The 15,344-nt window shown below is 63.4% G+C and carries 16 protein-coding genes; 13 read left to right on the forward strand and 3 right to left on the reverse strand.

What is annotated here, in order from left to right; translation table 11 throughout:
- Positions 1 to 669, reverse strand: coding sequence for a DNA-3-methyladenine glycosylase (locus DMX12_RS05800; RefSeq protein ID WP_029885808.1), 669 nt, complete (start codon positions 667 to 669; stop codon positions 1 to 3).
- A gap of 326 nt (positions 670 to 995) precedes the next feature.
- On the opposite strand from DMX12_RS05800, the gene DMX12_RS05805 reads away from it, so the two are divergent.
- The 13 genes from DMX12_RS05805 to DMX12_RS05865 all read left to right on the forward strand — a co-directional run bounded on the left by DMX12_RS05805 (position 996) and on the right by DMX12_RS05865 (position 13,431).
- Positions 996 to 2,267: a glutamate-5-semialdehyde dehydrogenase gene (locus DMX12_RS05805; RefSeq protein ID WP_029885809.1), complete on the forward strand. Its 1,272-nt coding sequence runs from the start codon at positions 996 to 998 to the stop codon at positions 2,265 to 2,267.
- A 1-nt stretch (position 2,268) separates the two neighbouring features.
- Complete coding sequence (nadD, locus tag DMX12_RS05810; RefSeq protein WP_009685824.1) at positions 2,269 to 2,928, forward strand: nicotinate-nucleotide adenylyltransferase; 660 nt, start codon at positions 2,269 to 2,271, stop codon at positions 2,926 to 2,928.
- Positions 2,929 to 2,971: 43 nt separating this feature from the next.
- On the forward strand, positions 2,972 to 3,391 hold the full coding sequence (rsfS, locus tag DMX12_RS05815) for a ribosome silencing factor (protein ID WP_009685825.1): 420 nt from the start codon (positions 2,972 to 2,974) through the stop codon (positions 3,389 to 3,391).
- A gap of 10 nt (positions 3,392 to 3,401) precedes the next feature.
- Positions 3,402 to 3,869 carry a 23S rRNA (pseudouridine(1915)-N(3))-methyltransferase RlmH gene (gene rlmH, locus DMX12_RS05820; protein ID WP_009685826.1) on the forward strand — a complete coding sequence of 156 codons (468 nt, stop codon included), beginning with the start codon at positions 3,402 to 3,404 and terminating at the stop codon, positions 3,867 to 3,869.
- Positions 3,870 to 3,885: 16 nt separating this feature from the next.
- Positions 3,886 to 5,775 carry a penicillin-binding protein 2 gene (mrdA, locus tag DMX12_RS05825; protein WP_009685827.1) on the forward strand — a complete coding sequence of 630 codons (1,890 nt, stop codon included), beginning with the start codon at positions 3,886 to 3,888 and terminating at the stop codon, positions 5,773 to 5,775.
- Between the two features lie 38 nt (positions 5,776 to 5,813).
- Positions 5,814 to 6,917 carry a rod shape-determining protein RodA gene (gene rodA, locus DMX12_RS05830; protein WP_042131952.1) on the forward strand — a complete coding sequence of 368 codons (1,104 nt, stop codon included), beginning with the start codon at positions 5,814 to 5,816 and terminating at the stop codon, positions 6,915 to 6,917.
- A gap of 17 nt (positions 6,918 to 6,934) precedes the next feature.
- On the forward strand, positions 6,935 to 7,945 hold the full coding sequence (gene mltB, locus DMX12_RS05835; protein ID WP_009685829.1) for a lytic murein transglycosylase B: 1,011 nt from the start codon (positions 6,935 to 6,937) through the stop codon (positions 7,943 to 7,945).
- Entirely contained in the window at positions 7,945 to 8,946 is a 1,002-nt protein-coding gene (locus tag DMX12_RS05840; protein ID WP_110676704.1) for a septal ring lytic transglycosylase RlpA family protein, read from the forward strand. Before mltB ends, DMX12_RS05840 begins: the two co-directional genes overlap by 1 nt.
- A gap of 264 nt (positions 8,947 to 9,210) precedes the next feature.
- Positions 9,211 to 10,371 carry a D-alanyl-D-alanine carboxypeptidase family protein gene (locus DMX12_RS05845; RefSeq protein ID WP_009685831.1) on the forward strand — a complete coding sequence of 387 codons (1,161 nt, stop codon included), beginning with the start codon at positions 9,211 to 9,213 and terminating at the stop codon, positions 10,369 to 10,371.
- Positions 10,372 to 10,441: 70 nt separating this feature from the next.
- Positions 10,442 to 10,717, forward strand: a complete 276-nt coding sequence (locus DMX12_RS05850; RefSeq protein ID WP_009685832.1) for a DUF493 domain-containing protein — start codon at positions 10,442 to 10,444, stop codon at positions 10,715 to 10,717.
- The gene (gene lipB, locus DMX12_RS05855; RefSeq protein WP_009685833.1) at positions 10,717 to 11,364 is read left to right on the forward strand and encodes a lipoyl(octanoyl) transferase LipB; all 648 of its coding nucleotides are present in this window, start codon (positions 10,717 to 10,719) and stop codon (positions 11,362 to 11,364) included. The genes DMX12_RS05850 and lipB overlap by 1 nt, the downstream gene beginning before the upstream one ends.
- A gap of 2 nt (positions 11,365 to 11,366) precedes the next feature.
- The gene (gene lipA, locus DMX12_RS05860) at positions 11,367 to 12,383 is read left to right on the forward strand and encodes a lipoyl synthase (RefSeq protein WP_009685834.1); all 1,017 of its coding nucleotides are present in this window, start codon (positions 11,367 to 11,369) and stop codon (positions 12,381 to 12,383) included.
- A 109-nt stretch (positions 12,384 to 12,492) separates the two neighbouring features.
- Entirely contained in the window at positions 12,493 to 13,431 is a 939-nt protein-coding gene (locus DMX12_RS05865; protein WP_110676706.1) for an LD-carboxypeptidase, read from the forward strand.
- 91 nt (positions 13,432 to 13,522) lie between these two features.
- Here the strand turns inward: DMX12_RS05865 and DMX12_RS05870 are convergent, their stop codons facing one another.
- Complete coding sequence (locus DMX12_RS05870) at positions 13,523 to 14,839, reverse strand: lytic murein transglycosylase (RefSeq protein ID WP_009685837.1); 1,317 nt, start codon at positions 14,837 to 14,839, stop codon at positions 13,523 to 13,525.
- Between the two features lie 60 nt (positions 14,840 to 14,899).
- Complete coding sequence (arfA, locus tag DMX12_RS05875) at positions 14,900 to 15,064, reverse strand: alternative ribosome rescue factor ArfA (protein ID WP_009685838.1); 165 nt, start codon at positions 15,062 to 15,064, stop codon at positions 14,900 to 14,902.
- Between the last annotated feature and the right edge of the window lie 280 nt (positions 15,065 to 15,344).

Raw genomic sequence — 15,344 nt, forward strand, 5'->3', positions numbered from 1 at the left:
TCAGCTTCCTTGTTCGAGAATGAAGAAATCGCGACCTTCGACTTGGCCGCGGCGCAAGGGGTTCCGCGTGCAGAAACGCGCGTACTCGGCATCGACGAAGCGGTATGGCAAGTGCTCGTCGCGCCCGTGCGGGATACCCAGGCGGGTGGCCTGGATCACCTTCGGCACGGGGCTGCCACAATCCTCCACATACAGGCGCTCGGCGTCGAAGCGCCGGGCGTCCCACTGTGGCACTTTCAAGCCCAAGGCGCGGCACAGCAGCGTTTGCCCGGCGCACAGGCGTTCCGGCGGGCGCAGCTTGCCACTGGCATCGGGGTTGTTCAGTTGCATCTGGGCCAGGCTGTTGGGGCCCGAGCGGGCGTCCTGCCAAGGATAGGCGGACTTGATGAGCACTGCGTTGCCAGGGCCGTGGGCGCTGAAGTTCAGCGAGTCGCCGCCGCGCGCGTAGTACATGTAGATATGCCCGCCATCGAGGAACAGCGCCTTGCGCTTCTCGGTGTAGCCGAGCGAGGCATGGCTGCCTTTGTCGGTGAGGTAGTAGGCCTCGGTTTCGATGATGCGCGCCGCCAGCCACAGGTCGCCCTGGCGATGGCGGATGACCTTGCCCAGCAGGGCTTTGGCCAGGGTTTGAGCGTCGCGGTCGAAAAAGCTGTCGGGCAGGGCTGGCATGCGGGCTGTTCGCGGTTTGGGGACGCCAGATGATAGCAATGAATCGCTTAATCGAGGCTGAATCGAGTGTGGTGTTGGCGGGGCCGGCCCTTTCGCGGGCATGCCCGCTCCCACAGGTACTGCATGGCCCAAGGCCTTGTGAAATCCCTGTGGGAGCGGGCGCGCCCGCGAAAGGGCCACAGCAGGAGAGTGATTTCGATAAGAGCGGTTACATCTTTCCTGCATATTGCCCAGGCCATTTTCGACCATCCGCCACCCACCGCTGGGCGTATACCTGCGCGGCAGTTATAATCAGCCGATTTCCCCTTCGCCAAGACACCGAACCCATGACTGAGTCCGTTCTTGACTATATGACCCGCCTGGGTCGCGCTGCCCGCGAGGCGTCCCGGGTCATCGGCCGTGCCAGCACTGCGCAGAAGAACCGCGCCCTGTTGGCCGCCGCCGATGCGCTGGATGCTGCCCGCGCCGAGCTCACCGCTGCCAACGAACTGGACCTGGCCGCCGGCCGTGCCAATGGCCTGGAGCCTGCGCTGCTGGACCGCCTGGCGCTGACCCCGGCCCGCATCGACGGCATGATCACCGGCCTGCGCCAGGTGGCCAGCCTGCCGGACCCGGTGGGCGCCATCCGGGACATGAGCTACCGCCCATCGGGCATCCAGGTCGGCAAGATGCGTACGCCACTGGGGGTGATCGGGATCATCTACGAGTCGCGCCCCAACGTGACCATCGATGCCGCCAGCCTGTGCCTGAAGTCGGGTAACGCCACCATCCTGCGTGGCGGCTCCGAAGCCATTCATTCCAACCGCGCCATCGCCACCTGCATCCAGCGTGGCCTGGCCGCTGCCGACCTGCCGGCCGCGGTGGTCCAGGTGGTCGAAACCACCGACCGCGAGGCCGTGGGCGCGCTGATCAGCATGCCTGCGTTCGTCGATGTCATCGTCCCCCGTGGTGGCCGTGGCCTCATCGAGCGCATCAGCCGCGATGCCCGTGTGCCGGTGATCAAGCACCTGGACGGTATCTGCCACATCTATGTCAGCCAGCATGCCGACCTGGACAAGGCCTGGAATGTGGCATTCAACGCCAAGACATACCGCTACGGCATTTGCGGGGCCATGGAAACGCTGCTGGTCGACCAGCAGGTGGCCGAGCGCTTCCTGCCGGAAATGGCCCGCCGCTTCCGGGACAAAGGCGTGGAACTACGGGGTTGCGAGCGCACCCAGGCACTCATCGACGCCAAACCGGCTACCGAAGACGACTGGCACACCGAGTACCTGGACGCGATCCTGGCAATTCGCGTGGTCGACGGCCTGGACCAGGCTATCGAACACATCAATCACTATGGCTCGCACCACACCGACTCGATCATCAGCGAACACCAGGGCGAAGCCCGCCAGTTCATGGCGGAGGTCGATTCGGCATCGGTCATGCTCAACACCCCAACCTGTTTCGCCGATGGCTTCGAGTACGGGCTGGGCGCGGAAATCGGCATTTCCACCGACAAGCTGCATGCCCGCGGCCCCGTCGGCCTGGAGGGGCTGACCTGCGAAAAATACGTCGTCATCGGTGACGGCCAGTTGCGCGGTCAGGGGTCCTGCTGAGTTGAGCAAGGCCCAGGCAGTCCGGCGCATCGGCATTCTCGGCGGAACGTTCGATCCGGTGCACATCGGCCACCTGCGCAGCGCGCTGGAAGTGGCCGAGTTCATGGGGCTGGACGAACTGCGCCTGCTGCCCAATGCCCGGCCGCCGCACCGCGATACCCCGCAGGTGGCCGCGCAAGACCGCCTGGCCATGGTGCGCGAAGCAGTACAGGGGGTGGCCTGCCTGAGCGTCGACGCCCGTGAGCTTGAGCGTGACAAGCCGTCGTACACCATCGACACACTGGAGTCGGTCCGTGCCGAACTGGCCGGTAACGACCAGTTGTTCCTGGTGCTGGGCTGGGATGCCTTCTGTGGCTTGCCCAACTGGCACCGCTGGGAAGAATTGCTGCAACACTGTCACATTCTGGTGCTGCAACGCCCGGATGCCGACGTAGAACCCCCTGACGAGCTGCGCAACCTGCTGGCTGCGCGCTCGGAGAGCGATCCCACCGCCATGTCCGGCCCGGCGGGAAATATTTCGTTCGTCTGGCAGACACCGCTTGCGGTGTCGGCTACACAGATCCGACAGCTGCTGGCCAGCGGCAAATCGGTGAGGTTCCTGGTGCCGGACGCCGTACTGGCCTATATCGAGGCGCACGAACTGTATCGTGCGCCCAACTGACGGCGCCCCTGGCGCCTCATCCAACGAGTTGAACGAGTTTTATATGACCAAGCAGAAAATTTACGGCGAAGAACTGGTCGCAGTGACCAAGGCCGCGCTGGAAGACGTGAAGGCCCAGGACATCCAGGTCATCGACGTGCGCGAGAAGCACAGCCTGACCGATTACATGATCATTGCCACCGGTACCTCCAACCGCCAGATCAACGCCATGGCCGAAAAGGTCCGTGAAGCCGTCAAGGCCAAGGGCGCACAGCCTCTGGGCGAAGAAGGCAAGGGCGACAGCGATTGGGTGCTGCTGGACCTGAACGACGTCATCGTGCACATGATGACCGCCGCTGCGCGCCAGTTCTACGACCTGGAGCGCCTGTGGCAAGGCGCCGAGCAAAGCCGTGCTGCCGATGGCAAGCACCACAGCCCGGACCATGCCCACGAGTACTCCGACAAGCTCAAAGACCGCGAATAAGGGCAGCGCCGTGCGTTTGCGCCTGATTGCGGTCGGCTCGCGCATGCCGAAGTGGGTCGAGGAAGGCTGGCATGAATATGCCAAGCGCCTGCCCGCCGAGCTGTCGCTGGAGCTGGTGGAAATTCCGCTGAACACCCGTGGCAAGAATGCCGACGTCGCCCGCCTGATCCGTCAGGAGGGCGAGGCCATGCTGAGCAAGGTGCAGCCCGGGGAACGCATCGTTACCCTGGAGGTCCATGGCAAGCCCTGGAGTACCGAGCAACTGGCGGGCGAGCTGGATCGCTGGCGGCTGGACGCGCGCACGGTCAATTTGATGGTTGGCGGCCCGGAGGGCCTGGCGCCTGAGGTTTGCGCGCGCGCCGAGCAACGCTGGTCGCTGTCGCCGCTGACCCTGCCACACCCGTTGGTAAGGATACTCATCGGCGAGCAGATCTACCGCGCCTGGACCGTGTTGTCCGGGCACCCTTACCACAAATGAGCCTGTAAGCCGTCCGATGTCGCAGCCGATCCGTCTCAAGGACCACGAGAAAGACGCCCGCCTGGTGCGTAACCGCGTCGTGGTCGGCGCAATCGCGGTGGTGCTGCTGGTGTGCGTGCTGATCGCGCGGCTGTACTACCTGCAGATCATCCAGTACGACTATCACTCCACGCTGTCGGAGAACAACCGGGTGCATGTGCAGCCGATCCCGCCGACCCGCGGGTTGATCTTCGACCGTAACGGCGTGATCGTGGCCGACAACCGGCCCAGTTTCAGCCTGTCGATGACCCGCGAACGCGCGGGGAACTGGCAGGAAGTACTGGACACCATCGTCGAAGTGCTGGAATTGACCGAAGACGACCGCGCCCTGTTCGAGAAGCGCATGCGCCAGGGCCGCCGGCCGTTCGAGCCGGTGCCGATCCTGTTCGAGCTCAACGAAGAACAGATTGCCCGGGTGGCGGTAAACCAGTTCCGCCTGCCGGGTGTCGAGGTGGTCGCGCAGCTGGTGCGGCATTACCCACAGGGGGCGCACTTCGCCCATTCGGTGGGTTACGTGGGGCGGATCAACGAGAAAGAGCTGAAAACCCTCGACCCGGTGAACTACAGCGGTACCCACCATATCGGCAAGACCGGCATCGAGCGCTTCTACGAGGATGCGCTGCACGGCCAGGTCGGTTACGAGGAAGTCGAGACCAACGCCCGCGGCCGCGTGCTGCGGGTGCTCAAGCGCACCGACCCCAAGCCGGGCAAGGACATCGTGCTGAGCCTGGACATCAAGCTGCAGGAAGCCGCCGAGGCCGCCCTGGGTGGCCGCCGGGGCGCCGTGGTGGCGCTGGACCCGCGCACTGGCGAGGTTCTGGCCATGGTCAGCCAGCCAAGCTTCGATCCCAACCTGTTCGTCACCGGCATCAGCTTCAAGGCGTATGCCGAGTTGCGTGATTCGATCGACCGGCCGCTGTTCAACCGCGTGTTGCGCGGCCTGTACCCGCCGGGCTCCACCATCAAGCCGGCGGTGGCGATTGCCGGCCTGGACAGCGGTGTGGTCAACGCCAGTAGCCGGGTATTCGACCCTGGCTACTACCAACTGCCCAACTACGACCACAAATACCGTAACTGGAACCGCTCGGGTGATGGCTGGGTCGACCTGGACACCGCGATCATGCGCTCCAACGACACCTACTTCTACGACCTTGCGCACAAGATGGGCATCGACCGGCTGTCCAGTTACATGAACAAGTTCGGCATCGGCCAGCGGGTATCCCTGGACATGTTCGAGGAATCTGCCGGGCTGATGCCATCGCGGGAATGGAAGCGCGCCACCCGCCGCCAGGCCTGGTTCCCCGGTGAAACCCTGATTCTTGGCATTGGCCAGGGCTACATGCAGGCGACGCCGTTGCAACTGGCCCAGGCCACTGCGCTGATCGCCAACAAAGGCGTATGGAACCGCCCGCACCTGGCCAAGACCATCGAAGGCCAGCCGCCGGTGGACGAAAACCCCATGGCGAACATCGTGCTGCGGGACAAGTCGGACTGGGCCAAGGTCACCCATGGCATGGAGCAGGTGATGCACAACGCCCGCGGTACCGCACGCAAGGCCGCCCTCGGTGCCCAATACCGCATCGCCGGCAAGAGCGGTACCGCCCAGGTGGTGGCGATCAAGCAGGGTGAAAAGTACGACCGTAACAAACTTCAGGAGCGCCACCGTGACCACGCCCTGTTCGTTGCCTTCGCTCCGGCCGAAGCACCGCAGATCGTGGTGTCGGTGATGGTCGAGAACGGCGAGTCCGGTTCGGGTGTTGCGGCACCGGTGGTCCGCCAGATCATGGACGCCTGGCTGCTCGACGAAAATGGCCGTCTCAAGCCCGAGTTCGCGCCTGCTACCGCTACCCAGGAATCAGCCCTGTGATGAACAATTTCGATCGCATGCTCTCCAGTGAGGATGTGATGCGTCGGCGCGCCAGCTTCCTGCAGCGCATTCATGTCGACGGCCCCTTGCTGGTCATCCTGCTGACCCTCGCCGCCGGCAGCCTGTTCGTGCTGTATTCGGCCAGCGGCAAGAACTGGGACCTGCTGCTCAAGCAGGCGACCTCGTTCGGCATCGGTCTGGTGTCGATGTTCGTCATCGCCCAGCTGGAGCCGCGCTTCATGGCCCGCTGGGTGCCGCTGGCCTACCTCACCGGGGTGCTGCTGCTGGTGGTGGTGGATGTGATGGGCCATAACGCCATGGGCGCCACGCGCTGGATCAATATCCCGGGGGTGATCCGCTTCCAGCCCTCGGAATTCATGAAGATCATCATGCCGGCGACCATTGCCTGGTACCTGTCCAAGCGCACCTTGCCGCCGCACCTGAAGCACGTGGCCATCAGCCTGGTGCTGATCGGCGTGCCATTCATCCTGATCGTGCGCCAGCCCGACCTGGGCACCGCACTGCTGATCCTGGCATCGGGCGCCTTCGTGCTGTTCATGGGTGGCCTGCGCTGGCGCTGGATCCTCAGCGTACTGGCAGCGGCGGTGCCGGTGGCGGTGGCGATGTGGTTCTTTGTCATGCACGACTACCAGAAGCAGCGGGTACTGACCTTCCTCGACCCGGAAAGCGACCCGCTGGGCACCGGCTGGAACATCATCCAGTCCAAGGCGGCAATCGGTTCGGGCGGGGTGTTCGGCAAAGGCTGGCTGCTCGGCACCCAGTCGCACCTGGACTTCCTTCCGGAAAGCCATACCGACTTCATCATCGCCGTGCTCGGCGAGGAGTTCGGCCTGGTCGGTATCTGCCTGCTGCTGATCGTCTACCTGCTGCTGATCGGCCGTGGCCTGATGATTACCGCCCAGGCCCAGACCCTGTTCGGCAAGCTGCTGGCGGGTAGCCTGACCATGACCTTCTTTGTCTACGTATTCGTCAATATCGGCATGGTCAGCGGCCTGCTGCCCGTAGTGGGCGTGCCGCTGCCCTTTATCAGCTATGGCGGAACATCCTTGGTAACGCTGCTGTCAGCGTTTGGCGTTCTCATGTCGATCCATACGCACCGAAAATGGATCGCACAGGTTTGAAAAAGGTGAACAATTTGATGCAAGCAGTGCGTAACTGGGCTGCCCGTTGTGCGCCGTGGGTCGGCGCGGTGGGCCTGTTCGGCGCTGTACAGCTGGCCCATGCCGGCGACTATGAGGGTTCGCCACAGGTGGCCGAGCTGGTGGGCGAAATGAGCCGTGACTACGGTTTTGCCCCGGAGCAGCTGATGGGGGTGTTCCGTGAGGTGCAGCGCAAGCAGTCGATTCTGGATGCCATCTCGCGCCCTGCCGAGCGGGTAAAGCCGTGGAAGGACTACCGGCCGATGTTCATCACCGATGCGCGCATTGCCCGCGGGGTGGACTTCTGGCGCCAGCACGAGGCGGTGCTGGCCCGCGCCGAGCAGGAGTACGGGGTGCCGGCGCAATATATCGTCGCGATCATCGGGGTCGAAACCTTCTTCGGCCGCAACACCGGCAACTACCGGGTGATCGATGCCCTGTCGACGCTGGGCTTCGACTACCCGCCGCGCGCCGAGTTCTTCCGCAAAGAGCTGCGCGAGTTCCTGCTGCTGGCGCGCGACGAGCAGCTGGACCCGTTGACCCTCAAAGGCTCCTACGCCGGTGCCATGGGCCTTCCACAGTTCATGCCGAGCAGTTTTCGCAACTACGCGGTGGACTTCGACGGTGACGGCCACATCAACATCTGGAACAACCCGGACGATGCCATTGGCAGCGTGGCCAACTACTTCAAGCGCCACGGCTGGGTAGCCGGCGAAGGCGTGGTCAGCCGCGCCTGGGTAGAAGGTGCGCGCGCCGACGAAGGCCTGACCACCGGTATCGAGCCGGTCAAGACCGCGGGGGAGTTGCGCGCGCTTGGCTGGTCGGTTCATGATTCGCTGCGCGATGATCTGCCGGTTACGGCCTTCCGGCTCGAAGGCGACAATGGCCCCGAGTACTGGATGGGGCTGAAGAACTTCTACGCGATCACTCGCTACAACCGCAGCGTGATGTATGCCATGGCGGTGCATCAGCTCGCGGAACAGCTGGTTCAAGTACGGGGCGTCAAGTAATGCGCGCAATCATCTCTGCACACTCTTTCAAGCTGCTCACCTGCCTCGCCGTTGGCCTGGTGCTGGCCAGTTGCTCTTCCAACCGCCCGGCCCCGCAAAAAAGCAGCGGCAACGTGGTACGCAGCCAGCCGGGCCTGGATATCAACCGGGCACACAAGGATGGCGCGCCGTGGTGGGACGTGGATGTGAACAAGATTCCCGACGCCACGCCGACCGTGCACACCGGTAACTACAAGGCCAACCCCTACACGGTGCTGGGCAAGACCTACTACCCCATGCAGGACTCGCGCAACTACCGCGCCGAGGGTACTGCGTCCTGGTACGGCACCAAGTTTCACGGGCAGAACACCGCCAATGGTGAGCTGTACGACCTGTACGGCATGAGTGCCGCGCACAAGACCTTGCCGCTGCCGGCCTATGTGCGCGTGACCAACCTGGCCAACGGTCGTAGCGTGATTCTGCGGGTCAATGACCGTGGGCCGTTCTATTCCGACCGCATCATCGACCTGTCCTATGCCGCAGCGAAAAAGCTCGGCTATGCCGAAATCGGCACCGCACACGTGCGTGTCGAGGGCATCGACCCGCAACAATGGTGGGCCCAGCGTGGCCAGACACCACCGATGGTGCTGAAGGAGCCCCAGGTGGCCCAGACCCAGGCTGTGCCGGCCACGACCGGGCGGGTCGAGCAATGGACGCCGCCGCCGCAGCAGCACGCGGCGCCGGTGGTGCCGGTACAGGTAGGGGGCAACAACGTCCCCGGTGGCAATGGCGGCAGCTTCCTGCAGGTGGGTGCCTTCGCCAACCCGGATGCCGCCGAATTGCTGCGCTCCAAGCTCAGCACCATGGTCAGCGCGCCGGTGTTCATCAGCTCGATCGTGCGTAACCAGCAGACCCTGCACCGCGTGCGGCTGGGGCCGATCGGCAGCCAGGGCGAGATCCAGCAAGCCCAGTACAGCATCCGCCTGGCGAACTTGGGGCAGGCCAAGCTGGTCACAGACTGAGCTCAGCTACAAGCAACCGGCTGCAAGCTGCAAGAAGACCCTGCGCCCACCCGCTTTGTCTTTCAGCTTGCAGCTTGAAACTCTTGCTGTCGGTTTTGTCATGAACTGCCGGGCTCGGCCATGTACAATGTCGGCTTTTGCCCGCAGCGACACAAAGCCGCACTGTAGCGGGCCAGGCCTCTGGCCATAAAACTAGACTGACTGGCGCTGGGCGCATGATGTTGCCCAGGGAACATCAGACCATTAGCGATTTTCGAGAGACGGATGAACATCACCAACCTTGCCAAACGACTTTGCCTGCCTGTACTGCTGCTGATCACGCCTGCCGCCTTCGCGGCCGAGCAGATGACACCGGCACCACCGCAACTGGCAGCCAAGTCCTACGTACTCATGGACGCGTCCAGCGGCAACGTGCTGGTCGAAAACAACGGTGACGAGCGCCTGCCGCCAGCCAGCCTGACCAAGCTGATGACCGCCTACATCGCCACCCTGGACATCCGCCGTGGCCAGATCGGCGAGAACGACCCGGTTACCGTCAGTGAAAACGCCTGGCGTACCGGCGGTTCGCGCATGTTCATCAAGGTTGGCAGCCAGGTCACCGTCAGCGACCTGCTGCACGGCATCATCATCCAGTCCGGCAACGATGCCTCGGTCGCCCTGTCCGAGCACATCGCCGGCAGCGAAGATGCGTTCGCCGACATGATGAACAAGACCGCGGCCGACCTGGGCATGACCAACAGCCACTTCATGAACCCGACTGGCCTGCCGAACCCAGACCACTACTCGTCGGCCCATGACATGGCGGTACTGGCCCGGGCGATCATCAACGTCGACCCGGCGCACTACGCCATCTATTCGCAGAAAGAGTTCTTCTGGAACAACATCAAGCAGCCTAACCGCAACCTGCTGCTGTGGCGTGACAAGACCGTCGACGGCCTGAAAACCGGCCACACCGAAGAAGCAGGCTACTGCATGGTGGCTTCGGCGGTACGCGATGGCCAGCGCCTGATCGCGGTGGTGTTCGGCACCAACAGCGAACAAGCGCGTGCTGCCGAAACCCAGAAGCTGCTGACCTACGGCTTCCGCTTCTTCGAAACCCAGACCTTCTACCAGAAGGGCACCGAGCTGACCCAGGCGCCGGTGTGGAAGGGCGCCACTGGCCAAGTCAAGGCCGGCCTGGCCGACGACCTGACCATGACCATGCCTAAAGGCCAGCTCAAGCGCCTGGTCGCCACGATGACCATGAACCCGCAGCTCACCGCGCCAATCGCCAAAGGTGACGTGATCGGCAAAGTGGAAGTCAAACTGGACGAGAAAGTGGTTCACAGCGCCGACCTGATCGCCCTCGATGGCGTCGAGGAAGGTGGTTTCTTCCGCCGTATGTGGGATAGCATCCGTCTATTCTTCTACGGGTTGTTCAACTGATACGTGACCTGCACACCCCCGCGCATCACGCGGGGGTGTTGTTGCCACGGCTTACGAGGCCGTTTCCGCCATGAGCGAACCAGACGTCAAGTCGCACAAGATCGAATTCCCTTGCGCCGATTACCCGATCAAAGTCATCGGTGACACCGTTGTCGGCTTCAAGGACACGGTTATCGAGATTCTCAGCAAGCACGCCAAAGTCGACCTTTCCACCCTGGCCGAACGCCAGAGCAAGGAAGGCAAGTACACCACCGTGCAACTGCACATCGTTGCCGAAAGCGAGAACCAGCTGCACGATATCAACAGCGCCCTGCGCGCTACCGGTATCGTGAAAATGGTGCTCTGATGCCCGCCTGCCTCGGTTTTCGCGAGCTTGGCCTGCAGCCCTACCAACCGGTGCTGGAGGCCATGCGGCGCTTCACCGAGCAGCGCAGCCCGGCCAGCCAGGATGAAATCTGGCTGGTCGAGCACCCTGCGGTCTTTACCCAGGGCCAGGCCGGCAAGGCCGAGCACCTGCTGGTGCCGGGCGACATCCCGGTGGTGCAGACCGACCGCGGCGGCCAGGTGACCTACCATGGCCCCGGCCAGTTGGTGGCCTACCTGCTGCTGGATGTACGCCGGCTGGGTTTTGGTGTACGTGAGCTGGTCAGCCGTATCGAGCAGACCCTCATCGACCTGCTGGCCAGCTATGGCGTGCAGGCTTCAGCCAAGCCCGATGCGCCGGGCGTCTATGTCGATGGAGCGAAAATCGCCTCCCTCGGCCTGCGAATTCGCAACGGCCGTTCGTTTCACGGCCTTGCCCTGAACGTGGACATGGACCTTGCGCCATTCCGCCGAATCAACCCCTGCGGTTATGCGGGGCTGGCGATGACCCAGCTACGTGACCTGGCAGGCCCGATCGAACTCGACGAGGTCAGGACAAGGCTGCGCGGACAGCTGGTCAAGCACCTCGACTACGCTGAGCAGACGACCCTCACGGGCGGAATCGACTGAATATGACAACTGTGCAAGAAGCCGTGCCCAACCTGATACCTACCCAGGATGCCACCCCGCGCCCAGCGCCGAAGAAGGTGGAAGCCGGGGTCAAGCTGCGTGGCGCCGAGAAGGTGGCGCGCATCCCGGTGAAAATCATCCCGACCGACGAGTTGCCGAAAAAGCCCGACTGGATTCGCGTGCGTATCCCAGTCTCGCCGGAGGTCGACCGCATCAAGCAACTGCTGCGCAAGCACAAGCTGCACAGCGTGTGCGAGGAAGCTTCCTGCCCGAACCTGGGTGAGTGCTTCTCGGGCGGCACCGCTACCTTCATGATCATGGGTGACATCTGCACCCGTCGTTGCCCGTTCTGCGACGTAGGCCACGGCCGACCGAAGCCGCTGGACCTGGACGAGCCGAAAAACCTGGCGGTCGCCATCGCTGACCTGCGCCTGAAGTACGTGGTGATCACTTCGGTAGACCGCGACGACCTGCGTGACGGTGGTGCCCAGCACTTTGCCGACTGCATCCGCGAAATCCGCGCGCTGTCGCCAGGCGTGCAACTGGAAACCCTGGTGCCGGACTACCGCGGGCGTATGGACGTGGCACTGGAAATCACTGCGCAAGAGCCGCCGGATGTGTTCAACCACAACCTCGAAACCGTGCCGCGCCTGTACAAGGCCGCGCGCCCGGGCTCTGACTACGACTGGTCGCTGGACCTGTTGCAGAAGTTCAAGCAGTTGGTGCCGCATGTACCCACCAAGTCGGGCCTGATGCTGGGCCTGGGTGAAACCGACGAAGAAGTGATCGAAGTGATGCACCGCATGCGCGAGCATGACATCGACATGCTTACCCTCGGTCAGTACCTGCAACCGTCGCGCAGCCACCTGCCGGTGCAGCGTTTCGTGCACCCCGACACCTTTGCCTGGTTCGCCGAGGAAGGCTACAAGATGGGCTTCAAGAACGTGGCTTCCGGCCCGCTGGTGCGCTCTTCGTACCATGCCGACCAGCAGGCGCACGAAGCCAAGATCAAGCTCTGAGCCTGGCTGAAACACAAATGCCGATGCTTGCCGAAAGGGCAGCATCGGCATTTTTTTTTGTGGCCGACAAGCCCTAAGCTACACGCGACAAGTTGTTTGGAGCTGCATGATGAATTGTGTCGATAGCGTTCACCTCCACCTGCCCAAGGCAACCCCGCAGGACGCCTGCTTCGCCATCATTGCCCCGGCGGGCGCGGCGCGGCTGGACCCGGGCAAGGTCAGCCAGTGGTTCGCCGAACGCGGTTACCGGTGCCGCATCTTCCCAGGTGCCCTGCAGGCACAGGGTTATCTGGCAGGGCCCGACCAGCAGCGTTTGCAAGACCTGCATGATGCCTTTGCCGACCCAGCCATCGACGCCATTCTGTGCATGCGTGGCGGCTATGGCAGCATGCGCCTGCTCGACCAGCTGGATTTCCAGCTGATACGGCGCAACCCCAAGCCGCTGATTGGCTACAGCGATATCACGGCGCTGCATACGGCCCTTTATCGGCATGCCGGGCTGATCACGTTCCATGGCGGGATGCTCAATGCCGACTTGCTCGGCGGCAAGCTGGCGCCGACCGAGTCGTCTTTGCTGGCCCAGCTGGGTGGGCATGTGCGCGCAGGGGAGCAGATTGCCCACCCAGCGGGCTATGCCATGAGCACGGTGCTGCCGGGGGTTGCCAGCGGGCGTTTGCTGGGTGGCAACCTGTCGATGCTGGGCGCGACGCTTGGCACCGTGGCCGAGCTGGATACCGAGGGCTGCATCCTGTTTATCGAAGACGTCAATGAGCCGCTGTACCGGGTAGACCGGCTACTGACGCAGTTGCGCCTGGCGGGCAAGCTGGCGGGCGTGAAAGGCGTGCTGGTAGGGGATTTTGCCGGGATTACCACGGCGGCGTTGGCGCCACTGCTGGAGGAAACTTTTGGGCCCTTGGGTGTGCCGGTGCTGGCGGGGTGGCGCAGTGGGCATTGTGACCCGAATGTGTGCTTGCCGCTGGGAGCTCGGGTACGGCTGGACAGTGTTCAGCAGAGCTTGGTGTTGGAGCAGGATGTGTTCAAGGCTTGAGATAGCCGGGGCTGCTTTGCAGCCCTTTCGCGACACAAGGCCGCTCCTACAGGGATCGCGTTACACCAACGTACCGCAACCCCCAGCTATCTCACTGGCTACGCAGGCTCTCAAGCAGCTTATGGGTCGGGTAACCATCCGCCGGCCACCCCAGCCCTTGCTGGGCATTGCGTATGGCCTTGCGGGTGTTGGCGCCGATAATGCCATCGGCATTGCCCGCATCATACCCCCGGCCGTTAAGCAGGTTCTGCAACTCCACGCGTTCGCTGCGGCTCAGCGGCAAGTCTTCCTTCGGCCAGCTGCCGGCAATGAAGCCCCAGCCGCTGAAGCGGTCGGCCAGCAGGCTCACCGCCAGTGCGTAGGACGATGAGTTGTTGTACTTGAGGATGGCGCGGAAGTTATCCAGTACCAGGAACGCCGGGCCGCGCGCGCCTGCTGGCAATAGCAACGCGGCAGACAGCTGGTTGCTGCCCGCTGGCAATTGGGTGCCGGTTGGCAGCTTCACACCCATTGCCAGCCACTCGCTCACCGGCCTGCGCAACGCGCCATCGGCCTGCCAGAAATCGAAGCCTGGCGGTACCTGCACCTCGAAGCCCCACGGTTGGCCACGCTTCCAGCCCGAGCTTTGCAGGTAGTGCGCGGTCGAGGCCAGGGCATCGGGGGTGCTGTTCCAGATGTCGCGGCGGCCGTCGCCGTCAAAGTCCACGGCATGGGTGTTGTAAGTGGTCGGGATGAACTGGGTCTGGCCCATGGCGCCAGCCCACGAGCCACGCATGGCCTCAGGCTGAATGTCACCATGCTGGATGATTTGCAGGGCGGCGATCAGCTGGTCCTGGGCGAACTGCGGGCGACGGCCTTCATAGGCCAGGGTCGCCAGCGAGCGGATCACCGACTTGTTGCCCTGGAACTGGCCGAAATTGCTCTCCATGCCCCACACCGCCACCAGCACCTGGCGGTCAACGCCATAGCGTTGCTCGATGCGGGTCAGCAGTTCGGCGTTCTGATCCAGCAACCGCTTGCCATTGCGCACGCGCAAAGGGGACAGCGCGCCTTCGAGGTATTCCCACACCGGGCGGCTGAACTCAGGCTGGCTGCGGTCGGCCTTGATCACGTCCATGTCGGGGGTAACCCCGAGGAAGGCGCGGTCGAAGATGCTGGGCGAAATACCCGCTTGCAAGGCTTGTTCGCGGAAACCCGCTTGCCACTGGGCGAAGGTTTGCAAAGGCTGGATTTCAGTGCTGGCGTCTGGCGTTGCACCGGGCACGGTTACCACGGGCGCAGGTTGCGCAGGGGCCAGCGGCAGCGCGTCGGCGGCGGTAGGTTTTTCCGCGCAGGCAACCAGCAGGATGAAGCTGGAGGCCGCGATCAGCTGGCGGGTTTCCCAACGGGGAGAAAGACGGAAGAGCATGCACAGATCCAGAATTGCAGGTCAGGTGCTGACCATATCATGCCTGCGCCCGCGATGCTTTCATGCCGCCAAAAAGTAGGAAGCCTCCCAATCTCTCGATTGGAAGGCTTCGCGGCGGTAGCTGCCTTTGCCTTTTTCCGGTTGTTCCTGGCGGCAGCGGAACAGCGGTTGGGCAATGATCGACTTGGCCTTGTTGGGGCCGTGCTTTTTCGGCTTTTTGCTCATGGCGGGGTTCCCGTGGTGGGTGGGTTTCGGGGCGCACTTTAGGGCCCAGGGGCGATGTGGGCCAATTGATTGTGTATATGGTTTCCAGGCCCTATCGCTGGCAAGCCACACAGGGGTCGCCTTAGGGCTGACAGGTGTTTGCCACAAGGTATGGCAGCGCCTGTTAGAGCGAGCGCCGCCCGCGCGGCGCAATCGCGAGCTGCGCTCGCTCCTACGTTTGTTTCGGGCCAATTATTCCTGTGGGATTCGCGCGCGAACGCCTTGGTGCATGCCTCAATAT

Origin of the sequence: Pseudomonas sp. MB-090624 (assembly GCF_003205245.1) — a bacterium.
Taxonomy (GTDB): domain Bacteria; phylum Pseudomonadota; class Gammaproteobacteria; order Pseudomonadales; family Pseudomonadaceae; genus Aquipseudomonas; species Aquipseudomonas juntendi.